Source organism: Mesorhizobium sp. CA5 (genome assembly GCF_020165105.1).
In the GTDB taxonomy this organism is placed as follows: Bacteria; Pseudomonadota; Alphaproteobacteria; order Rhizobiales; family Rhizobiaceae; genus Mesorhizobium.
On the sequence record NZ_JAIUHJ010000008.1, the window covers coordinates 80,626 to 101,167 of the forward strand.

Genomic DNA, 20,542 nt, shown 5'->3' on the forward strand with positions numbered 1-20,542 from the left:
AAAACTCCCTGCTGGCGAACGCCCCCGCGTGAACGAACGATTATGGATTCACTGCACGATCAAGTCGAGATCATGGCGCGACAGCGGCTTCGGCGCCGATTCCGTGGTGAGGTAGGTGCGGCCAAGCGTCATCGCGGTCTCGGTCTCGGAGTCCATGATGATCATGTGTGCGAACAGCGTCATGTTGGGCGCGATCGGTTCCGTGTTGCCCTGGTAGAACATCGGCATGTCCATCCAGGACGGCGTGAAGCGGGCGCCCACCGAATAGCCGCAGGCGTTCAGCCGGTGCTTGGTCAGATTGTGCGCTTCGAGCGTGCGGGCATGCGCGTCGAAGACATCGCCGAAAGTATTGCCCGGCGTCATCGCCTTTTCGACCGCGAGCAGGGCGGCGCGGGAAGCGTCGAACAATTCCTGATGACGTTTCGACACCTTGCCGGTCAAAACGGTACGCATCATGGGGGCATGGTAGTGGTGGAAGACGCCGGCCCATTCGAGCGTCAGCTGGTCGTTCTTGGTGAGCTTGCGGCGGCCGGCCTTGTAGCGGCAGAGCAAGGCATCGGCGCCGGAGCCAATGATATACTCATTGGCGGGATAGTCGCCGCCGCCGGCAAAGACCGCGCCCTGCATGGCGGCAAGGATCAGCCCTTCGTCGCCGCCTTGCTTGATCAGGGGCAGGGCGGCATCCAGCGCGTCGTCGGAAAGATTGGCGGCCTTTTCCGCCTTGGCGATCTCGGCCGGGCTCTTGAACAGGCGCAGCCGGCCGACGATGCCGGAAGCATCGGCGATCTGGCCGAAGGTCTGCAACTGCTCGTCCAGGCGGCGGCCATTGTAGGCGGTCAAGCCATGGGTGTCGTATTCGACGCCGATGCGGGCGCCGAGCAGATCGAGGTCGTTGAGCAGGTTGCGCAGGTCGATCGCCGGATTGGCCCCCTGACGATCGGTCCACAGCACGATATTCTCGATGGTCGACGTATGGCGCGCCTGTCTCAGATCGGCCGAACGGGTGAGCAGCACCATCGAGCCGTCGGCCTTCACCACCAGGCACTGGAAGAAGCAGAAGCCGAACGTGTCGTAGCCGGTCAGCCAATACATGCTCTCCTGCGCGAACAGGAGCACGGCGTCGAGCTTCTTCTCGGCCATCTCGATCAGCAGCCGGTCGCGCCGCGCGTCGAATTCCGAACGTTCGAAATGCAGCGCCATTATTCTTTCTCCAGAACGATTGCCGAAACCTGGCGCCCGTAATCCGCTTCCTTGCGGTGTGTGGTGCGCCGGTAGGAATAGAACAGGTCTTCTTCCGCATAGGTGCAGCGGCCAAGCCCCTCGGCGGTCACGCCGGCCTTGCGCAGCCGGTCGACCGTATATCGGTTGAGATCGAACATCGAGTGGCCGGCGGTCCTCGATGGCCTGAAATAGCGATGATTGCCGGCGTCGGCCTCGACGAAGCGGGCGACGAATTCCGGCCCGACCTCGTAATTGTCGGGGCCAATGGAAGGACCGAGCACGGCGACGATGCGCTCGCGGCTGGCGCCGAGGCTCTCCATCGCGGCGACGGTATTCTCGAGCACGCCGGTGAAGGCACCCTTCCAGCCCGCATGGGCGGCACCGATGACGCGCGCCTCGGCATCGGCGAAGAGAACCGGCCCGCAATCGGCGGTCGAGGCGCCGATAGCGATGCCCGGACGGTCGGTGACGATGGCGTCGGCCTTTGGGCGAGGACCAGCGAAGGGTTCCCTGGCGACGACGACATCCGGCGAATGGACTTGGTGCGCGGTCAACAGATGATCGGCCGGCACGCCCATCCAGGCGGCAACGCGCCGCCGGTTCTCGGCGACCAGTGTCTGATCGTCGCTGGAGCCCGTGCCGATGTTGAGCCCCCGATAGATGCCGTCGGAGACGCCGCCGATGCGCGTGAAATAGCCGTGGCGCATGCCTTGCGCCTTTTCAAGCAGCGGCGAGCGCACTGGATCGGGTCTGGTCTGATTCAGCATGGTTGGGTTTGTCGTCCGTGCGGGGCGGTCTCGTCAAGGTGAAGTTCGGATGACGAGGCGGGCCATGCGGCATGACCCGCTCCTCGATCTCAGGCTGTTCTCGCGGCCGGCAGGATCTTCATCACCTTGAACAGCTCGCCCATGGCGTCGCGGCCGGCCAGGCGTTCGACCGCTTCCGAAATGGCTTGACGTGTCTTGGCATCGGCATCGGCACCCAACGTGCCGGCGCGCTCGAGCAGGCCCATGCCGAGCAGGAATTCGCCCTGGGTCGACAATTGCACATCGAGACCGTGAGCGCGCGCCATATCGGCAAGGGGCGTGAAATCGACATGGGCGGTGAGATCGGCTTCACCTGGGTTGGCCAGCACGTCTTCGCGCCGATGCCGGCGCAGCGCCTGGAAGGTGTCGCCGATCCCCGGCCGGAGGTGGCCGTAGTCGATGAACAGGCCGGCGCCGCCCTGGCCGGCGATGCGTTCGGCGATCACCGCCATCAGCGCCGAACGGGCGGGCGCGATTTCGGCGACGGCGCCTTGCGGCGCATCGGCCGCGGCGGCCGGCAGCAGTGCCGGATCGACAGACCCCGCGCCGGCGAAGAAACGCAGTTCATCGGCGCCATCGAGGCCGACCACGCGCTCTCGCCAGCTTTCGCCGACATGGACGAACTGCCGGATCGGCACCGCGTCGAACAGCTCGTTGCCAACGATGAAGAGCGGCTGCCGCGGCAGCGTGTCTATGGTCTGGTGCCAGGCAAGCGGCGCGCTCTCGCCGGCAAGCGTCTGCTTCTGGATCTCAGCCAGGCGCGGGCTGGTCTCGATCATGGCAAAGGAGGCGCCGGCCACGAGCGCCGGGTCGAGCCGTGACCAGGTGCGCAGCATGTCGTTCATCAGGGTGCCGCGGCCGGGGCCGATCTCGGCGAAGGTCGCGGGCAACGGCCGGCCGGCACCTTGCCAAGCCTGGTAGAGCCAGACGGCGACGAGTTCGCCGAACATCTGGCTGATCTCTGGCGCGGTGATGAAGTCGCCGGCGGCGCCGAAGGGCTCGCGCGTCGTGTAGTAACCGGCGTCGGGATCGAACAGGCAGAGCGCCATATATTCGCTGACCGGGATCGGCCCCGCCGCGCCGATCAGGCCTATGATGCGCTCCTTCAGCCGGGTCATGCCGCCCGCGGCTCGGCCGCCGGCCTTGCGGTGACCATGGCCCAGATGCCGGCCAGCACCATCGGCGTGGACAGGATCATGCCCATGGTCAGCCAGCCGGTGCCGAGCAGATAACCAAGCTGCTGGTCGGGCTCGCGGAAGAACTCGACGAAGATGCGCGACAGGCCGTAGCCGCAGATGAAGGCGCCGCCGACGAAGCGCGGCGTCTTCAGCTTCAGGCGCGAATGGGTGAGGAAGCGCAGCACCAGGAAAAGCACGAGCCCTTCGAGCAGCGCCTCGTAGAGCTGGCTGGGGTGGCGGGTGAACGGGCCGCCATTGGGGAATTCGATCGCCCAGGGCACGTCCGACGGCCGGCCCCAAAGCTCGGAATTGATGAAGTTGGCGACCCGGACCAGGCCCAGCCCCACCGGCACGCCCGCCGACACCACATCGAACAATGTCCAGGTGGGAATGCGGCGCTTGAGCGAAAACAGCATCATGGCGAGGATGACGCCAAGCAGGCCGCCATGGAACGACATGCCGCCCTGCCAGACCGCGAAGATGTCGAGCGGATGCGCGATATAGCGCGGCAGGTCGTAGAAGAGCACGTAGCCGGTGCGCCCGCCGAGCACGACGCCGATCGCCGCCCAGACAATGAAGTCGTCGAGGTCCTCGGGCTTCATCGGCAGATTGCCGTCGGGCCACAGGCGCGGGTTGGTGACCAGGCGCTTGGCGTACCACCAGGCAAAGAGGATGCCGACGATATAGCCGACGCCGTACCAATGCACCGCCAGCGGCCCGATATGGACAATGACCGGATCGATATTGGGGAAGGGCAGGGAGGCCAGCGGCAGCAGGAAATATTCGCTCAAAACGGGTCCCCGGTGACGGTCACGATTGGGCGCGGACCATGCGGCAGGGTTTTGGCGCGGTCAAGGCAAGGTCAATGTCGCAGCCGACCGTCACGATACCGGAGGACTGATGGCGTGGGCCAACTGACAACGTTCCTGCATTGTGCATAGCTCAATGCAGGCATTGCGCAATTCGCGAACGAAGGTCATCGCCCGGAATGGATTGTCGCTGGCGATGTGATCGCCGATAGCCTCAAGGTCACCCTCGGCCTGGTCGGTAAATACCAGCAGTTTCACCTACGCTTCTCGGCCATCGCCTTATATTTGCTCTCCAGGCGATCGAACACGTCCGCGCCAGGTTTCACACGTCCTGCGTCTGCGTCAGCGACGCCTCGCGCGAGGGCTGCATCGAGCGTGGCGAGTCGTTTCTCCCTTTCTTCAACGAGGCGGACTCCCTTGCGCAACACCTCGCTTTTCGAATTGTAGCGACCGGTTTTGACGAGCCGGTTCACGACGTCTTCCAGGCGGTCACCGAGATCTGCACTGATTGCCATGACATGCTCCTAGGGGCTCTTGTCGACGTAATAATAGTTATTGAGCGCTGCGCTAACATGAACCGCTCGTCATCAGGCACGCTTGCATTCCGCGCCGCACCCCACTACGTCAAAACGACAAAGCGAGGATCTGCCATGGCGACTGGACCGAACCGCATTCTCGATGAATTCGCAAAGATCATGACCGATGCCGCGGGTGCCGCGCAGGGCGTGCGGCGCGAAGTGGAGACGGCGTTCCGGGCCCAGGCCGAGCGCATGCTGAATTCCATGGATGTGGTGCAGCGCGAAGAGTTCGAGGCGGTGCGCGAGATGGCGGTCAAGGCGCGGGAAGACAACATTCAGCTGGCGACGCGTGTCGAGGCGCTCGAGGCCAGGCTCGCCGAATTGACCGGACAAGCCGCACCAGCGGGTGCTGCAAAGCCCCGCGCAAAAAAATAATCGTTAAACTTTTCCACATAGCGCGATCCGAAAAATCGCTTTGCCGTGAATCGTTTACCGGCATTGCATGAATCTTCGTGACAGCCACCTTTCCACATGCGGATGGCGCAGTGCGAAAAATTGGGCTGTTCACGCGACTCCCGATCAATAGACTGAATTTGTTGCATGATTCGAAGCAGGGTCATGCGCCGGGCGGTGGGGTCCGGTTGGGTCTTTGTGTTGGAAAGTCCTGACCGTCCGAGTTCTAGACAAGATTGTTCGTCGTGTGTGCCCCGCGGAGCGTGTGGCGCTCCCCTGAACACAGGAAGCATTCATGGAACTCCTCGAACTCGAATTCTCCCGCGAAATCCACCCGGTGGATGTCATCGAGCAGGTGGCCCACAACAACGACTGGTCCTTCGAGCGCGCCGGCGACGACGAGATTTCGATTTCGGTGGCCGGCAGCTGGACAGACTATCACGTCTCCTTTTCCTGGATGGAGGACTTCGAGGCGCTGCATCTGGCCTGCGCCTTCGACATCAAGGTGCCGGAGACACGCGCGCTGGAAGTGATGCGGCTGCTTTCGCTGATAAACGAGCAGATGCTGTTCGGGCATTTCGATCTGTGGGAACAGGAGGGCGCGATCATGTTCCGGCAGTCGCTGCTGCTTGCCGGCGGGGTCGAGCCGTCGAGCCAGCAGGTCGAGGTGCTGCTGTCGTCGGCGCTGGAGGCCTGCGAATGCTATTTCCAGGCCTTCCAGTTCGTCGTCTGGTCGGGTACATCGGCCAAGGACGCGCTGTCCAGCGTGCTCTTTGAGACCCATGGAAACGCCTGAGCCAAGCCGACATCGCCGATGAGTTCCAGCAGCGAGCGCAAGCCCGAGATCAGCTTTGCCGATTTCGACCGTGTCGACATCCGTGCCGGCACGATCATCGAGGCCGAGCCGTTTCCGGAGGCGCGCAAGCCGGCGATCAAGCTGAAGATCGATTTCGGCCCGGCGATCGGGGTAAAGAAGTCGTCGGCGCAGATCACCAAATACTACGCGCCGGAAACGCTGATCGGCCGCCAGGTCTTCGCTGTGGTCAATTTCCCGCCGCGCCAGATCGGCCCGTTCATGTCGGAAGTGCTGACGCTGGGCTTTCCCGACGAAGAGGGCGCCGTGGTGCTCGGCGCCATCGAGCGCAAAGTGCCGGACGGCGGGCGCCTATTCTAGGGCGAGCCTGGGGCGAACTGGAGCCGCTCTGTCCTGATCGGCGCGCTTGCTTGGCATGCCCAGCGCTTCGTCGACGGCGTCGAGGAACATTTCGGCGCAGGCCTGCCAACTATAGCGCATCGCGCGCTGGCGCGCTTCGGCGCGATCGACGTGAAGCGCCTTCATCGCCGCCTCGCCCAGATCGTTCGACACGGCCCCGCCGACGCCATCGCCGACAATATCGATCGGTCCGGTCACCGGATAGGCGGCGACGGGCGTTCCGCTGGCCAGCGCCTCGATGATGACATTGCCGAAGGTGTCGGTGCGGCTCGGAAAAACGAAGACATCGGCCGACGCGTAGATCTCGGCCAGCTCGTCGTTCGGGCGGTGGCCGAGAAAATGCGCGCTGGGATGGCGCGCCTTGAGCTTTGCCAGTTCCGGTCCTTCGCCGACGATAACCTTGCTGCCGGGCAGGTCGAGATCGAGGAAGGCGGTCAGGTTCTTTTCGATCGCGACGCGGCCGACGCATAGGAAAACCGGACGGGGGAATCCGGTTTCCTTGCGCTTGTTGGGCCGGAAATGGTCGGTGTCGACGCCGCGCGTCCAGGGCCTCAGCTTGTTGAAGCCGCGTGCCGCGAGATCGTCCGCCAGCGATTGCGTGGCGACAAGCGTGCCCTGTCCGGAATTGTGGAAGTCGCGCAGCCAATTGTAAGCCCAGCTCTCCGGCACCGGCAGGCGGGCGCTGAGATATTCGGGAAAGCGCGTGTGGTAGCTGGTGGTGAAGGGGCGGCCCACTTTTCGGCAATGGCGGCGCGCCATGATGCCGAGCGGACCCTCGGTGACGATGTGGATGTGGTCGGCCTTGGCGGCCTCGATCACGCGCGCGACGCGGCCAGGCGTGGTCAGCGCCAAGCGGATGTCGGGATAGGTCGGCATCGGCAAGGTGCGAAACAGGTTCGGCGTCAGGAAATCGAGCTCGACGTCGAAGGGTTTCAGCGCCTCGGTGAGGCGTTCCAGCGTGTGCACCACGCCGTTGACCTGGGGCCGCCACGCGTCGGTGATCATCAGGATACGCATGGCGATCCCGATACGCATGGCGATCCTTTGCCGTAATAATTCCTGAGCGCGCCAGCGCGGTGCCGGAACGGCAACCAGGCAGCCGCTCGCGCCTCGCTCCAGCGCACCCGGGCAGGGGCCGGATCGAAGCGATGCGGCAGGGCCGAATCAACAGAGGTCGCGCGCTTCATGCGCGCTCTTGACCATGATTTCATGACGGGCGGATGAAGCCTGTCTCGGCTGGACTTACGCAGGCACCTTGATCACTGCGCGCAGGCCGCCGAGCGGGCTGTCCTCGAGGCTGACGTCGCCGCCGTGGCTGCGGGCGATGTCGCGGGCGATCGACAGGCCAAGGCCGGTGCCGCTGGCATCGAGATTGCGCGCCTCGTCGAGCCGCAGGAAAGGCTTGAACACCTCTTCGCGCTTGTCGGGTGCGATGCCCGGTCCGTCGTCGTCGATGGTGACGGTAAGCGAGCCGCGGCCATGATTGGCGTGGACCTCGACGGTCTTGGCATAGCGGAAAGCATTGCCGATGACGTTCGACAGCAAACGGGCAAAGGCGTTCGGCCGCACATGCACAGTCGGATCGCCGACCAGCGTCGTCGCGAGCTTGCAGCCGCGCAATTGCGCTTCATCGCCGAGCTTCTGGAAATAGGTCTCAAGGTCGAAGCGGCCTGTATCCTCCGCGGACTCGCCGCGGGCAAAAGAGAGATAGCCTTCCAGCATAGACTGCATGTCGTCGATGTCCTGGTTCAGCGCGGCCTTGGTCTCGGACTTGCCGCCGGCCAGCGCCAGCTGCAGCTTGAAGCGGGTGAGAATGGTCCTGAGGTCGTGGCTGACGCCGGTCAGCATCGCGGTGCGCTGCTCGATCTGGCGCTCGATGCGCTCTCGCATCTGGATGAAGGCGAAGCCGGCGCGACGGACTTCCTCGGCGCCGCGCGGGCGGAAATCGCGCGGCATCGGCCGACCCTTGCCGAAACTCTCGGCGGCCTCGGCGAGCGTCAGGATCGGCCTGATCTGATTGCGCAGGAAGGGAATGGCGATCATCAACAGCACCAGCGAGGTGCCGACCATCCAGATCAGGAAGATATGGGTGTTCGAGGCATAAGCCTGGCTGCGCCTCACGAAGACGCGCAGCACCTTGCCTTCAAGCTGGACGCGAACCTCGACGACGTTGGAGTTGCCGACGGTGTCGATCCAGAACGGACGGTTGATCTGCTTCGTGATCTCCGACGACAAGGCCTCGTCGAGGATCGAGAAGAACGGTTTGGGACCGGGCGGCGGCAGCGGGTCCGGCGGCAGCAGATCCACCTTCAACTGCATGCGGTCCTGGGCGATGCGGATGATGTTGGCGTAGTCAGCGTCGTGCGGATAGGTCTCCATCATGTCGATGACGGCCGCTATGTCCGAGATGGTCGCCTGCGACAGGCGCTGCGTGACAGTCTGCCAATGGCGCTCCATGAAGACGAAGGCGACCACCGACTGCAGCAGGATCATCGGCGCGATCACGATGATCAGCGAGCGGGCATAAAGCCGTTTCGGCATGTAGAGCGCGACCAGGCGCCAGAACCGGTTCCAGGCACGCGGCATCGCCCTCAGCGTCCGCAATGCGAGATCGCCGGGACCGCTTCCTTTAGGCTTGTCCAGTTGCGTGGTCGCCATTCGCCCTTCCGCTCGTCGATGGCCGTTCAGCAAAGGGCCTTCGACGGTAACCTATTCGACGCTGAGCCGATACCCAATACCGCGCACCGTCTGCAGCCACACCGGATTGGACGGATCGCGCTCTATCTTGCGGCGCAGCCGGTTGATCTGCACGTCGATGGTGCGCTCGCCGACATCCGATTCATCGCCCACCAGCTCATGGCGCGGTATGGTCTCGCCCGCCCGCGCGGCGAAGATCGCGAGGATCTCCTGCTCGCGGTCGGTCAGCTTAAGCGCCTCGCCGCCGCGCTTCAATTCACGCTTGGCGATCTGGAATGTGTAGGGCCCGAACACCAGTTGCTCCACCTTCGGCGTCGCCGCTGGGCCGCCACGGCGCAGAATGTTGTTGATGCGCAGGATCAGCTCGCGCGGATCGAACGGTTTCGGCAGGTAATCATCGGCGCCGGCTTCCAGGCCGGTGATGCGGCTGTCGGTCTCGGACAGCGCCGTCAGCATCAGGATCGGCACGTTCTTCTCGGCCCGCAGCGCCTTGGTGAGGTCGACGCCGGTCTCGCCCGGCATCATCACATCGAGCACCAGAAGGTCGAAGTCGAGGCCGGCGAGCTTGCGCCTGGCCTCGCCGGAATTGCCGGCCACGGTGACGCGAAAACCGTTCTCGGACAGATACTGCTTGAGCAGGTTACGGATACGCGTGTCGTCGTCGACGACCAGAAGATGCGGCGCGTCATCGTCGGGCGCTGACGGATGATCGACCTTCTCAATGGTCTCCATGGTTCTTCCCCGATGTTTGCGCAGGCACAATGTCAATCTGCGCTCTTAGTTCCGGATTGACCATCGCTTCCAGAAAACGCTCGATCGTGGCGCGTTCGGTGGTTCCGGAATCCTCCAATGCCGCACGGATGCGGCGCGACTGTGGCCGCGCCAGTGCCAGGGCCAGGGCGCGACCCTTGGCGGTCGGGTAAAGCTCGCGCTGCCGGCGGTCGCGCGGACCCTGCACCTGGACGATGTGATCGGTGTCGATCAACTGCTTCAAAACCCGCGCCAGGCTCTGCTTGGTGATCTTCAGCACATCGAGCAGCTCGGCGACGGTGAGGCCCGGCCTGCGGTTGACGAAGTGCAGCACGCGATGATGGGCGCGGCCGAAGCCGTAATCGGCGAGGATCTGGTCCGGGTCGGAGGTGAAATCGCGATAGGCGAAGAAAAACAGCTCGATAATGGCGAAGTCGATGCCGTCCTCATCGGCGATGGCCGTCCTGATCGGTTTTCCGGCTGCGGGGCTCGTCATCGTTTCTCCATGCGAGGCGGGAATTACGTCAGTACTATTGACGTAATTTCCGGGCAATGATAATTTTTGACAAGCTTTTCGGCGGATTGCGAACAAAAAGGCAAGAGGAAGCCGTTTTTCCGGAACTTCCTGAGTTTGCCACGGATTGAATATCCGCCTACGCTTTCAAGCATTGGCCAGCGTTTCGGATCCTGTGCGGGGCCGGTTCGAAAGGTCATAAACACAACGATTTGCGGGCGCCTGCCCGCGGGAGGTTTCCATGGCATCCGTTCCCTTCGATCAATTGGAAGGCTTCATCTGGATGAACGGCGAGTTCGTCAAATGGGCCGACGCCAAGATCCATGTGCTGACCCATGGCCTGCACTATGCCAGTGCCGTCTTCGAGGGCGAGCGCGCCTATGGCGGCCAGATCTTCAAGCTGACCGAGCACAATGAGCGCCTGCATGAATCGGCGCGCCTGCTCGGCTTCAAGATTCCCTATCCGGTCGCCGAGATCGACGAGGCCTGCCGCACGCTGCTGAAGAAGCAGGGTTTCCAGGACGCCTATGTGCGTCCGATCGCCTGGCGCGGCAGCGAGCAGATGGGCGTTTCGGCGCAGAACAACCGCATCAACTGCGCCATCGCCATCTGGCAGTGGCCGAGCTATTTCGATCCCGCGCAGAAGCTCAAGGGCATTCGGCTCGACGTCGCCGAATGGCGCCGGCCCGATCCGCGCACCGCGCCGTCCAAGTCGAAGGCCGCCGGCCTCTACATGATCTGCACGCTGTCCAAGCACGCCGCCGAGGCCAATGGCTACGCCGACGCCATGATGCTCGATTGGCGCGGCCAGGTGGCGGAAGCGACGGGCGCCAACATCTTCTTCGTCAAGGACGGCAAGATCCATACGCCGACGCCTGACTGCTTCCTCGACGGCATAACCCGCCGCACGGTGATCGGCCTGGCGAAGGACCGCGGTTTCGAGGTGATCGAGCGCGCCATCATGCCGGAGGAACTCGAAGGTTTCGAGCAGTGCTTCCTCACCGGCACCGCCGCCGAGGTCACGCCGGTTTCCGAGATCGGTCCATACCGATTCGAGGTCGGTGAGATCGCCAAGACATTGATGAATGACTATTCCGCCGCGGTGCAGCCAAAGCATGCAATCGCTGCAGAATAGAGATAGTCACAGCTTTTTTGTGCAATAGGGGCGGTTTTCGAGCCGCCCCTTTTATTTAAGCGCGCGCGCATTTGACTTTCGAACAATTCGGCGTCTCATGATGGCGTCGGCCCGAGGAGGCTGGCGGCTATGGAGGGACTAGTTACATGGACAGCAACACGATTATTCAGATCGTTGTACAGGTAATTGCCGGCGTTATCGGTGGCCAGGCGGTTGGCGCGGCGTTCAAGCAGGCGGCGATGGGCCAACTTACCAAAATCCTCAGCGGTGCGATCGGCGGCGTCGGCGGCGCGGCCATTCTCGGCAGCCTGCTCGGCGGCGGCGGCGTTGACGCGGCAGCGGCGGCGGGCGGCATCGGCAGCGCGCTCGACCTGAAGAACCTCCTCGGCGGCGTTGGCGGTGGCGCGATCCTGACGGGCATCGTCGGCGCGGTCATGAATGCGATGAAGAAATAGGTCCGGTCTTTCGGACTTTGCCATGGGCGGCCTCGGCCGCCCATTCCTTTTTTGACCAAGCCGGCGACCTCGGCCGCCCATTCCTTTTGACCAAGCCGGCGGCCTCGGCCGCGCAGTTCCTCCCGAAGTTCGGACAATGGTGGACGAGGCTCGCCGGGCTGTCTACATCAGGGCGACACTTCGAAGGAAGGGAAAGGAATGCCATGGGTCAGCTCAATGCCGGTATCGTGCCGGTCACGCCCTTCCAGCAGAACTGCACCATTCTCTTCGACATGGACGACAGGTCGGGCGTCGTGGTCGATCCCGGCGGCGATGTCGACCAGATATTGTCGGCGCTGAAGGACAATGCCATCACCGCCGGCGCAATCTGGATCACGCATGGTCATATCGACCATGCCGGCGGCGCCATGGACCTGAAGGACGCGCTGGGCATCGACATTATCGGCCCACATGAGGCCGACAAGCCCCTGCTTGCCAATCTCGAGAACCAGGCCAAACGTTTCGGCCTCACCGATCCGGTGCGCAATTGCGTGCCGGACCGCTTTCTCACCGAAGGCGAAACGGTGTCGTTCGGCAACCATGTGTTCGAAGTGCTGCATTGCCCGGGACATGCGCCGGGCCATGTCGTCTACTACAACCGGGCGGCCAAATTCGCGCATGTCGGCGACGTGCTGTTCCGCGGCTCGATCGGGCGCACCGACCTTCCCGGCGGCGACCATGCCGCGCTGATCGCCTCGATCAAGGACAAGCTTCTGCCGCTAGGCGACGACATAGGTTTCATCTGCGGCCATGGCCCGGGCAGCCGCCTTGGCGACGAGCGGCGGACCAATCCGTTTCTGACCTAGGCTATGCCGATATTCAGGTGATGCCGGCCTGCGAGCGTCAGTTTCCTGCGCTTCCGGTGCTCACGTACTGTAAGTACGCTCCGCTCCGGTTCTCGGAACCCATCGCTCTCGGCTCGGCCTGACCTGAATCTCGGCATAGCCATCGTTGGCGGGTTATTCAAAAAAAAGCGCCGCCCAAGGGCGGCGCTTTTTAGGGCAGGGAACCTGGGTTTTCTTAATTGGCGACGCAGAAATGCTGGGCGCCGTCACTGCCGGTGAAGGTGCCGGTCCGCGAATTGAAGCTGCGGTAGCGGTCCGAGCAATATTCGTACCAGCCGCGGGTCCACGGCTCGGCGTAGCGGTCGGCATAGACGACGCGCGGCTGCTGAACGTAGTAGCGGCGCACCGGCCGGTCGACATAATAATCGTCACCATAGGCCGGTTCGTAATAGCGCGGCCCGGGGTTGCTGAGCGCGCTGCCGATCAGGGCGCCGGCCGCGAGGCCGACAACGCCGGCGGCGAGGGCGTCACCGCCATGATGACGATGATGGTGCCAGCGCCAGTCGTCCGCATTGGCCGCCGAGAAGGTGGCCAAGGTGGTCGCGGCAATGCCGACACTGAGGATGGCGGTCTTGAGAAAACGGTTCATTTTCGGTCTCCTTCGCGCCGGCCCGCGCATTTTTCGGGGATATGGACCGGCTTTAGCAAAGGTTAATAGAAGACCGTGGCTGAACGGAGGCTGAACGGAAATCGGTGTAAACGATTTTTCGAGGCCTGGGGATTTTTCGAGCCTCGGCGGTTTGCGAGGCTTGGCGATTTTCGAAGCCGGCGACCTTTCCGGACCTAGGCACAATCCGTTCCGGGGCGGGAGCGGTCCCGCCTGAAAAGCTTCCGTCGGATCCGTCGCGAGCCGGCTTAGCCGACCGACAGATTGACGGCCTTCGGACCCTTGCCGCGCTTGTCCGGCTCGGTGTCGAATGTCACTTTCTGCCCATCCTCAAGACCGGGAAGGCCCGACGCCTGCACAGCCGAGATGTGGACGAAGACATCCTTCGCGCCATCATCGGGCGTGATGAAGCCGAAGCCCTTGGCATGGTTGAAGAATTTGACGGTGCCGGTCTGCGGCATGGGAAACTCCTTTGATCCCATCAAGTCAAGTCTCGGGCCGGCAAACTGCCCGAGAGGAAATTTGTCCTTTATTTTAGCGCTATCGGCAAGAGAAAGTTTTCGCCTGCCGATCCAAGCATTTGCGCGCAAAAAAGGCGCAACCTTTTCGGTCGCGCCTTCGCAAATTCAAGCCTGTCCTGAAGCCGGTTCATGATCCTGCCGCACCATTGCATCCGCAACGATAGGCTGTTTCGGCGGATCAGGCGGCGCGCAGGTTGACCGCCTTCGGGCCCTTGCCCATGCGGTCCGGCTCGACGTCGAAGGTGACCTTCTGGCCGTCGACCAGCGTGCGCAGGCCAGAGGCCTCGATCGCGGAAATGTGGACGAACACGTCCTTGGCGCCACCATCCGGCGTGATAAAGCCGAAGCCTTTGGTGGCATTGAAGAACTTTACAGTACCGGTCTGGGCCATTGGGGAAAACTCCTTCACCCGTGTCAGTCTTGGTGGTTTGCCCGCTGCCTCGCGCCTTGGGCAAATCCCGGTGGTTGCTTCGGCGGTCATGCATTCGCGCATGGTCAAACCCCCCGCCGAAAAACGGGGTTGTCAGAGATTCACACTTATCGGGGAAAGGTCGTCCAAAACGTTCCGCTCTCCGGGTCGCAAATGCCCGAACATGATTTTTATTACACGGAAACGTGATGGTTGCAAGACGACGCTCGCGGGCGGCCAGCGGCGCGTCCAACGCTGGGCCTCGATAGACCCGGCCCTATCACCGGTCATCGGCCAGAGGCGGGCCAAGCATGGGCCAGAATGTGGGCGGCGACGACCGTTCCGTGGCTCCACAAACGATGGTTGCGTTTAACGCGCGGGATGCGAGGATACCGCGAGCCGGCATCACGCGTCGGGATGGAGGAGGGGTATATGCGGCTTCTTGCGGTGTCATGGCAGGGCGTTGTCGTTTTCACGCTGTCGGCGCTGCTGGCAGCCTGCACCGTCGTCGTCGACGATGGGCCGCGCCCGCCCGGGCCGCATCCGCAGCTCTGCACCATGCAATACCAGCCGGTCTGCGCCCGGCGCGGCGGCGACCGGCAGACTTTTGCCAATGCCTGCCTGGCCGAAAGGGAAGGCTACCGCATCATGCGAGAGGGTGCTTGCCGCGACGGCGGCGGCGGTGGTGGCGAACAAGCCTTCTGCACGCGCGAATACGCGCCGGTCTGCGCCAGGCGCCACGGGCAAGTGCGAACCTTCCCGAACGCGTGCGAAGCGCGCGCGGCGGACTATCGCATCGTCGGCGACGGCCCGTGCTGAGCAGACCGCGGTGTCCATTCGCAAGATAGACACCGCGAGGCGCGCTGACGTTTGTCTTGAATCTCTTGCCCGCATGGCTTAGGTCCGGCGGACCAACAAATACGGCAGGTTTCCCATTAACAAAGATCGCAGAAGAGCGGCAAACGCCGGTGGCAGGCCAGGTGGCTCGGCGAGCCCGCTCGATCCTTATGTGCAAAAGGCGCTGCAACTGCACCAGGCCGGCCGGCGCCAGGAGGCCGAGGGCCTCTACCGGCAGGTATTGGGGCAGCAGCCGAACCATGCCGCCGCGCTGCATTTCCTCGGGCTGCTGCTGCACCAGACCGGTAGGAGCGAGGAAGGGCTCGATCTCATCGAGCAGTCCGTGACGCTGCAGCCCCAGAATGCCGACTTCCTCAACAATATGGGCACGGTCATGCGCGATCTCGGGCGCGTCGCCGCCGCGATCGATTTCTTCCGCGGCGCGGTGGATATCCGGCCGGACCAACTGGCCGCGCGCGACAATCTCGGCTCGTCGCTGAAGCAGCTCGGACAGCTCGACGCGGCTGAGGAGATCTATCGAGGCACCATCGGCCGCAACCCGTTCCACGTCCGCGCGCGCATCGGCCTTGCCGAGACGATGCAGGAGGCTGGGCGGCTGGATGAGGCGATCAAGCTGTTTAGCGAGGCGCTGTCGATCCGGCCGAAGGACGCCGAGTTGCTCTACGGGCTTGGCGTCGCGATGATGGAGAAGGGCAAGCTCGGCGAGGCGGCCGATTTCGCCCGCCAGGCGTTGGCGATCGCCCCGAACATGTCGAAAGCCTGGCTGCTGCTCTCGCAGGTCAAGCGCCAGACCGAGCGCGACAAGGAGCTTTCCGGCATGGAGGCCGAGCACGCCAAGGCGCCGCAAGGCAGCCTCGCGCGCATGCAGCTCTCCTTCGGCCTGGGCAAGGTCAATGACGACCTCAAGGATTACGGTCGCGCCTTCGACTATTTCGCCGAGGGCAATGCCATCCGCCGCAAGGCGATCGACTACGATCCCGCGCGCACGCGCGGCGAATTCGAGGCGATGAAGGCGGCCTTCGACACAGCCTTCTTCGAGAAGCGCAGGCCAAGCGGCATTTCCGACGACACGCCGATTTTCGTCGTCGGCATGCCGCGCTCCGGCACCACGCTGGTCGAGCAGATCATCGCCAGCCACCCGACGGTCTTTGGCGCGGGCGAGTTGAACATCCTGAAGACGGCCGTCGGCAAGCAGTTTCCGATGAGCATGCCGGGCGGCTTCCCCGCCGGTATCGCCGACATGCCCGACAAGGCGTTCGCCGAGGCGGGCCAGGCCTATCTCGACATGCTGCATAGCCGCTATCCGGGCTACCGCCATGTCACCGACAAGATGCCGGGCAACTTCCTGCTGGTCGGCTTCCTGCACATGATGCTGCCGAAGGCCAAGATCGTCCATTGCGCGCGCGATGCGGCGGCCACGTGCCTGTCGATCTTCAAGGTGCATTTCCGCGGCGACAGCCACCGCTACGGCTACGACCTCGGCGAGCTCGCCGATTTCCATAACCTCTACACAGACATCATGGCGCATTGGCACAAGGTGCTGCCAGGCGTCGTGCATGATGTGCGCTATGAGGATTTCGTCGCCGACCAGGAAGGGCAGTCGCGGGCGCTGATGGCGTATCTCGGCCTGCCCTGGGACGACAAGGTGCTGTCCTTCCACGAGACGGACCGGCCGGTGCGCACCGCTTCCGCCGCGCAGGTGCGCCAGCCGATGTATCAGGGCTCGGTCGATCTGTGGAAGAGGTATGGGGAGCGGCTGAAGCCGCTGCTTGATCGGCTGAACTAGCACACGCGTCAGCGATTGGCCGAAGCGCCCGCACTTCGTCATCCTCGGGCGGAGCGGGAGCGAAGCGGACGCGTAGACCCGAGGATCCATTCCGTGACCTCGCGCGAAGGTTAAAGGCGGCGCAGAACAGAGGTCGTTTTGCATCGCTGCAAAGCTCATAGGTAACGGAATGGATCCTCGGGTCTGCGCCGCGTCGCTTCGCTCCTTGCTCCGCCCGTGGATGACGACCTGACGAGCGTCTCGGCCAATCGCAACGGATTGCGATCAGCCGACACTGGCGTTCCGTCGCTCCTCAAAGCTGGATGAATGGCTGGAAGCCGCCGAAGATCATGCGCTTGCCGTCGAACGGCATGGCGGACCAGTCCATCTTGAGACGCTCATCGGCCATCACCTTGGCCATGACCGCGTCGCGGCTCTGCCTGGACTCGTAGACGACCCAGGAGAAGATGACGACCTCGTCGTCCTTCGCCTGCACGGCGCGCGGGAACGAGGTCAGCTCGCCATAGGGGACATCGTCGCCGACGCATTCGACATAGGCGAGCGCGCCGTGCTCCATCCAGACGGCGCCGGCGTTCTCGGCCATCTTCTTGTACGCATCGAGATTTGCCTTCGGCACGGCAAGCACGAAACCATCGACATAGGACATGCTGAACTCCTCTTTGTGGCGTCTCTTCCCCCGTGGGAGAAGGTGGATCGGCGCGCAGCGCCGAGACGGATGAGGGGTGCGCCAGCTCGGCGTCGCTTACCCCTCACCCGGAGCCGATTTGCGAAGGGCAATTCGGGGCAATCCGACCTCTCCCACAAGAGGGGGAGAGGTGGGCGGGCTCACTTCACCGGCGCGTTCATCGCCCAAGCGACGCCGAAGGGGTCTTTCACCTGGCCCCAGCGGTCGCCCCAGAACATCACCTGCAGCGGCGTGACGACCTCGCAGCCGGCATCCACCGCGCGCTGCCACCAGGCATCGATGTCGTCGCTGCCGAGATGCAGCTGCAGCGTATAGCCTTGCGCCGCCTGGTGCGGATGACCGTGTTCGGGATAGGCATCGCCCAGCATCAGCGTCGAGCCGTTGACGTAGAGATGGATGTGCATTGTGCGGCCCTTGTCGTCAGGCGGATAGGCGAACACTTCCTCCGCGCCGAAAGCCTTCTTGTAGAACTCGGCGGCCTTGATGGCGCCGTCGACCTGCAGGTAGGGGGTCAATCCGCCAAGGACCTTGGCGCGGGGCGGGGTCTGGTCGTTCATTCTCGTGTTCCTCTTCACGGGTTGATGCGGTTTTGCGACCCCAGGACGGATGAAGCGGCGGCGATCCTACATGGCCCGCCAATTTTTTTTAGAGTAGCTGGCCCAGACAGCTCCGGCGACAAGCGCCGGCTGCAAACAATCGCGTCGAAGTTGCGACTTATATGACCTTCGCCGAGAAGGTGGCGGCGCGGCGGCTTTCGCGCGTTTCGAAAATCTCCGGAAAGCCGATGTCCTTGCGCAGCTCGGCCGGCAGCGACAGCAGGATGCGCTCGCTGCGATGACGCGCGCGCGCCTGGGCATAGCGGTTGGCAAGGCGGCCGATGGATGACAGTACCGACATGATGTCTCTCCCTGGTTGATGCCGGCATCATCGTGTCGGCATTCCAAGGACGAGGCGGCAATCGGCGATCCGACAGGTCGCCCTCGATTTTTTTCAGAGCACCGACGCGGCCAGCGCGGTGTCGTAATATTCCACCATCTCGATGATCTCGCCGTCGCGGACCGTCCAGAAATTGGCGGTACGCATGATGAGCTCCTCGCCGGTGGCGCGGCGCGTCATGTGGATCTCGACCTGCGCGGCGACCTTGTCGCCGCCGTCGATGAGCTCGACCGGGACAAAATGTCGGTATTCGAAGTCGTCGTCGAGCGCCAGCAGCCTGGCGAGGAATTCCTGCTTGCCGTGCGCGGTGCCGGCATGACGCGATTGCCGGGGATCGGCAATCCAGCGGAACACGACATCTTCGGCGCACCGAGACAAGGCGCCCTCGATGTCGCGATCCGCATAGGCCTGATAGAGATTGCTGACGATTTCCACTGCACGCATGGCCCATTCCCTCCATGGCTAAGCAGTTCAGCATGCGCTTTTTTTAGCAGGTGGAAAAGTATCGCCGAGCCGGCAGCAACGCCTGTCGGGCCGGCAGCGCCGGCCCAACAGAGGTATCGTCTCAGCTCGGCATCTCGGCGACCGAGCGGAAGAAGGCTTCCGGGTCGTCGACCTCGGTCAGCCGCCGCTTGTCGATCAGCCAGAAGCGATTGCCGACGGCGCGGATGAAGGAGCGATCATGCGAGGCAAGCAGGCAGCTCGCCTGATGCTTCAACAATTCGTCCTCCAATGCTTCCTGGCCGTCGATGTCGAGATGGTTGGTCGGCTCGTCGAGCAGATAGAAATTGGGATGGATGAGCCTGAGCACCAGCATCATCAGCCTCGATCTCTGTCCGCCGGACAGAGCGCCGATCTTCTTCTCCTGCATCTCGATCGCGACGCCGGCGCCGGCGAGCAGCGAGCGGGCGCGCTGCTCGCCGACCTCGAAGCGGCGCGAGACCATCGCCAGCGGCGTGTCGTCGCCATCGATGCCCGACAGCGCCTGATCGCTGTAACCGAGCACGGTCGACGGCGTCACCTTGATGTTCGCGACCGATCCCGGCTCGGCGATGGCGCCGCGGATCATTGCGATGAAGCGCGTCTTGCCGACGCCGTTGCGGCCAAGCAGCACGATGCGGTCGTCCTGGCAGATGTGGCACTTGCCGGTCCTGAACAGCAGCGTGCCGTCAGGGGTTTCGACCGCAGCGTCCTCCAGCGTGATCAGCACCTTGGCGTGGGTGCCGCGGTTGGCCAGCTTGATTGCGCCGGCCGAACGCTCGCGATGCGCTTGTATGGCGGCATCCTCCAGCTTCTCGGCCCGTTCCTTGAGCTGCCTGGTCTTCACCGTCAAAAGGTCGCTGCCGGAATTGATGCCGATATTGTTCAACTTGGCGGCCTGTTTGCGCAACTGCTGGGCGATCTTCATGTCGCGCTCGAACTTGCGCGCCGTCGAGGCATCGAGCTCGTCGAGCGCCTGCCTGGCGCGCGAATAGGGCAGGGCGAACACCGGCGATTCTTCCGGGCGCAGGAACAGGGTACGGTTGGTGGTCGCGTCGAGGAAGGCGCGGTCGTGGCTGGCGATAATGACCGGCACATCGCGTGGCAGCGCATTGAGCCATGTTTCCAGCTGGCTGATCCTGGCGAGGTCGAGATGATTGGTCGGCTCGTCGAGCAGAAGCACGTCGGGATCGGTGACCCAGACGCGGGCGATCAGCGCCAGACGTTGCCAGCCGCCGCTCAGAGCGCGCATTGGCCGGCCGCGCATGTCTTCCGGCACCTCGAGCGAATCCAGCACGACGTCGACGCGCCAGAACTCGCTGTCGCGCTGTTCGGGCGGCAAGGCATCGGCGACGATGTCATGGAAGCTGCTGCCGAGGAATGTGTCAGGGATGGATTGCTCGACATGGCCGACGCGCAGGCCGCGCGACCGGGTGATGTCGCCGGTCGTGGCTTCGACTTCGCCGGCCAGGCATTTGAGAAGTGTGGATTTGCCACGGCCATTGGCCGCGACGATGCCGAGCCGGTCGCCGGAGCCGATGATGAGGTCGAGGTTGGAGAAGAGCGGCGCACTCATGGTGACGCCGAGGGATTTGAGGCTGATCAGGGCCATGTCGATTTCTCTGGT

At 63.5% G+C, this 20,542-nt stretch carries 26 protein-coding genes; 8 read left to right on the forward strand and 18 right to left on the reverse strand.

The genetic code is table 11. From position 1 onward, the window contains the following. Nucleotides 1–48 precede the first annotated feature (48 nt). From LB529_RS12615 to LB529_RS12640, 6 genes are all read right to left on the reverse strand, one after another. A complete protein-coding gene (locus tag LB529_RS12615) occupies nucleotides 49–1,200 on the reverse strand; it encodes a M24 family metallopeptidase (protein WP_224711257.1) in 1,152 nt (383 codons plus the stop codon). Then, complete coding sequence (pgeF, locus tag LB529_RS12620; protein WP_224707120.1) at nucleotides 1,200–1,988, reverse strand: peptidoglycan editing factor PgeF; 789 nt, start codon at nucleotides 1,986–1,988, stop codon at nucleotides 1,200–1,202. Before pgeF ends, LB529_RS12615 begins: the two co-directional genes overlap by 1 nt. An 89-nt stretch (nucleotides 1,989–2,077) precedes the next feature. Continuing rightward, the gene (locus LB529_RS12625) at nucleotides 2,078–3,145 is read right to left on the reverse strand and encodes a class I SAM-dependent methyltransferase (RefSeq protein ID WP_224711258.1); all 1,068 of its coding nucleotides are present in this window, start codon (nucleotides 3,143–3,145) and stop codon (nucleotides 2,078–2,080) included. Beyond that, entirely contained in the window at nucleotides 3,142–3,996 is an 855-nt protein-coding gene (lgt, locus tag LB529_RS12630; protein ID WP_224711259.1) for a prolipoprotein diacylglyceryl transferase, read from the reverse strand. Before lgt ends, LB529_RS12625 begins: the two co-directional genes overlap by 4 nt. Before the next feature lie 90 nt (nucleotides 3,997–4,086). Beyond that, nucleotides 4,087–4,272: a type II toxin-antitoxin system RelE/ParE family toxin gene (locus LB529_RS12635; RefSeq protein WP_224711260.1), complete on the reverse strand. Its 186-nt coding sequence runs from the start codon at nucleotides 4,270–4,272 to the stop codon at nucleotides 4,087–4,089. Beyond that, nucleotides 4,269–4,529: a type II toxin-antitoxin system ParD family antitoxin gene (locus LB529_RS12640; protein ID WP_224711261.1), complete on the reverse strand. Its 261-nt coding sequence runs from the start codon at nucleotides 4,527–4,529 to the stop codon at nucleotides 4,269–4,271. Before LB529_RS12640 ends, LB529_RS12635 begins: the two co-directional genes overlap by 4 nt. Nucleotides 4,530–4,664: 135 nt before the next feature. Between LB529_RS12640 and LB529_RS12645 the strand changes: the two genes are divergently transcribed. The 3 genes from LB529_RS12645 (at nucleotide 4,665) to LB529_RS12655 (ending at nucleotide 6,159) form a co-directional block, all read left to right on the forward strand. Then, nucleotides 4,665–4,967 carry an accessory factor UbiK family protein gene (locus LB529_RS12645; RefSeq protein ID WP_040990372.1) on the forward strand — a complete coding sequence of 101 codons (303 nt, stop codon included), beginning with the start codon at nucleotides 4,665–4,667 and terminating at the stop codon, nucleotides 4,965–4,967. A 313-nt stretch (nucleotides 4,968–5,280) separates the two neighbouring features. After that, a complete protein-coding gene (locus LB529_RS12650; RefSeq protein WP_040989643.1) occupies nucleotides 5,281–5,781 on the forward strand; it encodes a YbjN domain-containing protein in 501 nt (166 codons plus the stop codon). An 18-nt stretch (nucleotides 5,782–5,799) separates the two neighbouring features. Further along, complete coding sequence (locus tag LB529_RS12655; protein ID WP_224630894.1) at nucleotides 5,800–6,159, forward strand: tRNA-binding protein; 360 nt, start codon at nucleotides 5,800–5,802, stop codon at nucleotides 6,157–6,159. On the opposite strand, the gene LB529_RS12660 is transcribed toward LB529_RS12655, so the two are convergent. The 4 genes from LB529_RS12660 to LB529_RS12675 form a co-directional block, all read right to left on the reverse strand. After that, complete coding sequence (locus LB529_RS12660) at nucleotides 6,151–7,215, reverse strand: glycosyltransferase family 4 protein (RefSeq protein ID WP_224711343.1); 1,065 nt, start codon at nucleotides 7,213–7,215, stop codon at nucleotides 6,151–6,153. The two genes, LB529_RS12655 and LB529_RS12660, sit on opposite strands and share 9 nt — an antisense overlap. A gap of 225 nt (nucleotides 7,216–7,440) precedes the next feature. Next, complete coding sequence (locus LB529_RS12665) at nucleotides 7,441–8,856, reverse strand: ATP-binding protein (protein WP_224711262.1); 1,416 nt, start codon at nucleotides 8,854–8,856, stop codon at nucleotides 7,441–7,443. Nucleotides 8,857–8,907: 51 nt separating this feature from the next. Further along, complete coding sequence (locus tag LB529_RS12670) at nucleotides 8,908–9,627, reverse strand: response regulator (RefSeq protein ID WP_095766537.1); 720 nt, start codon at nucleotides 9,625–9,627, stop codon at nucleotides 8,908–8,910. Continuing rightward, entirely contained in the window at nucleotides 9,614–10,141 is a 528-nt protein-coding gene (locus LB529_RS12675; protein ID WP_140647554.1) for a MarR family winged helix-turn-helix transcriptional regulator, read from the reverse strand. Before LB529_RS12675 ends, LB529_RS12670 begins: the two co-directional genes overlap by 14 nt. Before the next feature lie 259 nt (nucleotides 10,142–10,400). Between LB529_RS12675 and LB529_RS12680 the strand changes: the two genes are divergently transcribed. From LB529_RS12680 to LB529_RS12690, 3 genes are all read left to right on the forward strand, one after another. Continuing rightward, complete coding sequence (locus LB529_RS12680) at nucleotides 10,401–11,294, forward strand: branched-chain amino acid aminotransferase (RefSeq protein ID WP_095766539.1); 894 nt, start codon at nucleotides 10,401–10,403, stop codon at nucleotides 11,292–11,294. 146 nt (nucleotides 11,295–11,440) lie between these two features. Then, a complete protein-coding gene (locus tag LB529_RS12685; protein ID WP_095766540.1) occupies nucleotides 11,441–11,749 on the forward strand; it encodes a hypothetical protein in 309 nt (102 codons plus the stop codon). A gap of 203 nt (nucleotides 11,750–11,952) precedes the next feature. Then, a complete protein-coding gene (locus LB529_RS12690) occupies nucleotides 11,953–12,594 on the forward strand; it encodes an MBL fold metallo-hydrolase (RefSeq protein WP_140838645.1) in 642 nt (213 codons plus the stop codon). A gap of 214 nt (nucleotides 12,595–12,808) precedes the next feature. Here LB529_RS12690 and LB529_RS12695 read toward each other — a convergent pair whose 3' ends face one another. The 3 genes from LB529_RS12695 to LB529_RS12705 form a co-directional block, all read right to left on the reverse strand. Then, nucleotides 12,809–13,222 (reverse strand): BA14K family protein, encoded by a 414-nt coding sequence (locus LB529_RS12695; RefSeq protein ID WP_224711263.1) that lies wholly within the window; start codon nucleotides 13,220–13,222, stop codon nucleotides 12,809–12,811. Nucleotides 13,223–13,488: 266 nt separating this feature from the next. Further along, on the reverse strand, nucleotides 13,489–13,701 hold the full coding sequence (locus LB529_RS12700; RefSeq protein WP_008877668.1) for a cold-shock protein: 213 nt from the start codon (nucleotides 13,699–13,701) through the stop codon (nucleotides 13,489–13,491). Between the two features lie 238 nt (nucleotides 13,702–13,939). Continuing rightward, the gene (locus tag LB529_RS12705; protein ID WP_006202520.1) at nucleotides 13,940–14,152 is read right to left on the reverse strand and encodes a cold-shock protein; all 213 of its coding nucleotides are present in this window, start codon (nucleotides 14,150–14,152) and stop codon (nucleotides 13,940–13,942) included. A 450-nt stretch (nucleotides 14,153–14,602) separates the two neighbouring features. Between LB529_RS12705 and LB529_RS12710 the strand changes: the two genes are divergently transcribed. Beyond that, the gene (locus tag LB529_RS12710; protein ID WP_224531204.1) at nucleotides 14,603–14,989 is read left to right on the forward strand and encodes a Kazal-type serine protease inhibitor domain-containing protein; all 387 of its coding nucleotides are present in this window, start codon (nucleotides 14,603–14,605) and stop codon (nucleotides 14,987–14,989) included. 190 nt (nucleotides 14,990–15,179) lie between these two features. Further along, nucleotides 15,180–16,814, forward strand: coding sequence for a tetratricopeptide repeat-containing sulfotransferase family protein (locus LB529_RS12715; protein WP_224626836.1), 1,635 nt, complete (start codon nucleotides 15,180–15,182; stop codon nucleotides 16,812–16,814). Between the two features lie 292 nt (nucleotides 16,815–17,106). Here LB529_RS12715 and LB529_RS12720 read toward each other — a convergent pair whose 3' ends face one another. The 5 genes from LB529_RS12720 to LB529_RS12740 form a co-directional block, all read right to left on the reverse strand. Then, entirely contained in the window at nucleotides 17,107–17,460 is a 354-nt protein-coding gene (locus LB529_RS12720) for a DUF1428 domain-containing protein (protein WP_095766545.1), read from the reverse strand. Between the two features lie 179 nt (nucleotides 17,461–17,639). Then, complete coding sequence (locus LB529_RS12725; protein ID WP_095766546.1) at nucleotides 17,640–18,056, reverse strand: VOC family protein; 417 nt, start codon at nucleotides 18,054–18,056, stop codon at nucleotides 17,640–17,642. Nucleotides 18,057–18,213: 157 nt separating this feature from the next. Next, nucleotides 18,214–18,396: a hypothetical protein gene (locus LB529_RS12730; RefSeq protein WP_224587753.1), complete on the reverse strand. Its 183-nt coding sequence runs from the start codon at nucleotides 18,394–18,396 to the stop codon at nucleotides 18,214–18,216. Nucleotides 18,397–18,489: 93 nt separating this feature from the next. Further along, on the reverse strand, nucleotides 18,490–18,879 hold the full coding sequence (locus tag LB529_RS12735; RefSeq protein WP_095766548.1) for a nuclear transport factor 2 family protein: 390 nt from the start codon (nucleotides 18,877–18,879) through the stop codon (nucleotides 18,490–18,492). Nucleotides 18,880–19,000: 121 nt separating this feature from the next. Further along, nucleotides 19,001–20,527 (reverse strand): ABC-F family ATP-binding cassette domain-containing protein, encoded by a 1,527-nt coding sequence (locus LB529_RS12740; protein WP_224711264.1) that lies wholly within the window; start codon nucleotides 20,525–20,527, stop codon nucleotides 19,001–19,003. Between the last annotated feature and the right edge of the window lie 15 nt (nucleotides 20,528–20,542).

Excerpts from the sequence above, each read along its gene's own strand:
- LB529_RS12615 (WP_224711257.1), bottom strand. The coding sequence starts at position 1,200 with ATGGCGCTGCATTTCGAACGTTCGGAATTCGACGCGCGGCGCGACCGG.
- pgeF (WP_224707120.1), bottom strand. The coding sequence starts at position 1,988 with ATGCTGAATCAGACCAGACCCGATCCAGTGCGCTCGCCGCTGCTTGAA.
- LB529_RS12625 (WP_224711258.1), bottom strand. The coding sequence starts at position 3,145 with ATGACCCGGCTGAAGGAGCGCATCATAGGCCTGATCGGCGCGGCGGGG.
- LB529_RS12640 (WP_224711261.1), bottom strand. The coding sequence starts at position 4,529 with ATGGCAATCAGTGCAGATCTCGGTGACCGCCTGGAAGACGTCGTGAAC.
- LB529_RS12645 (WP_040990372.1), top strand. The coding sequence starts at position 4,665 with ATGGCGACTGGACCGAACCGCATTCTCGATGAATTCGCAAAGATCATG.
- LB529_RS12650 (WP_040989643.1), top strand. The coding sequence starts at position 5,281 with ATGGAACTCCTCGAACTCGAATTCTCCCGCGAAATCCACCCGGTGGAT.
- LB529_RS12655 (WP_224630894.1), top strand. The coding sequence starts at position 5,800 with ATGAGTTCCAGCAGCGAGCGCAAGCCCGAGATCAGCTTTGCCGATTTC.
- LB529_RS12660 (WP_224711343.1), bottom strand. The coding sequence starts at position 7,215 with ATGCGTATCCTGATGATCACCGACGCGTGGCGGCCCCAGGTCAACGGC.
- LB529_RS12665 (WP_224711262.1), bottom strand. The coding sequence starts at position 8,856 with ATGGCGACCACGCAACTGGACAAGCCTAAAGGAAGCGGTCCCGGCGAT.
- LB529_RS12670 (WP_095766537.1), bottom strand. The coding sequence starts at position 9,627 with ATGGAGACCATTGAGAAGGTCGATCATCCGTCAGCGCCCGACGATGAC.
- LB529_RS12675 (WP_140647554.1), bottom strand. The coding sequence starts at position 10,141 with ATGACGAGCCCCGCAGCCGGAAAACCGATCAGGACGGCCATCGCCGAT.
- LB529_RS12680 (WP_095766539.1), top strand. The coding sequence starts at position 10,401 with ATGGCATCCGTTCCCTTCGATCAATTGGAAGGCTTCATCTGGATGAAC.
- LB529_RS12685 (WP_095766540.1), top strand. The coding sequence starts at position 11,441 with ATGGACAGCAACACGATTATTCAGATCGTTGTACAGGTAATTGCCGGC.
- LB529_RS12690 (WP_140838645.1), top strand. The coding sequence starts at position 11,953 with ATGGGTCAGCTCAATGCCGGTATCGTGCCGGTCACGCCCTTCCAGCAG.
- LB529_RS12695 (WP_224711263.1), bottom strand. The coding sequence starts at position 13,222 with ATGAACCGTTTTCTCAAGACCGCCATCCTCAGTGTCGGCATTGCCGCG.
- LB529_RS12700 (WP_008877668.1), bottom strand. The coding sequence starts at position 13,701 with ATGCCGCAGACCGGCACCGTCAAATTCTTCAACCATGCCAAGGGCTTC.
- LB529_RS12705 (WP_006202520.1), bottom strand. The coding sequence starts at position 14,152 with ATGGCCCAGACCGGTACTGTAAAGTTCTTCAATGCCACCAAAGGCTTC.
- LB529_RS12710 (WP_224531204.1), top strand. The coding sequence starts at position 14,603 with ATGCGGCTTCTTGCGGTGTCATGGCAGGGCGTTGTCGTTTTCACGCTG.
- LB529_RS12720 (WP_095766545.1), bottom strand. The coding sequence starts at position 17,460 with ATGTCCTATGTCGATGGTTTCGTGCTTGCCGTGCCGAAGGCAAATCTC.
- LB529_RS12725 (WP_095766546.1), bottom strand. The coding sequence starts at position 18,056 with ATGAACGACCAGACCCCGCCCCGCGCCAAGGTCCTTGGCGGATTGACC.
- LB529_RS12730 (WP_224587753.1), bottom strand. The coding sequence starts at position 18,396 with ATGTCGGTACTGTCATCCATCGGCCGCCTTGCCAACCGCTATGCCCAG.
- LB529_RS12735 (WP_095766548.1), bottom strand. The coding sequence starts at position 18,879 with ATGCGTGCAGTGGAAATCGTCAGCAATCTCTATCAGGCCTATGCGGAT.
- LB529_RS12740 (WP_224711264.1), bottom strand. The coding sequence starts at position 20,527 with ATGGCCCTGATCAGCCTCAAATCCCTCGGCGTCACCATGAGTGCGCCG.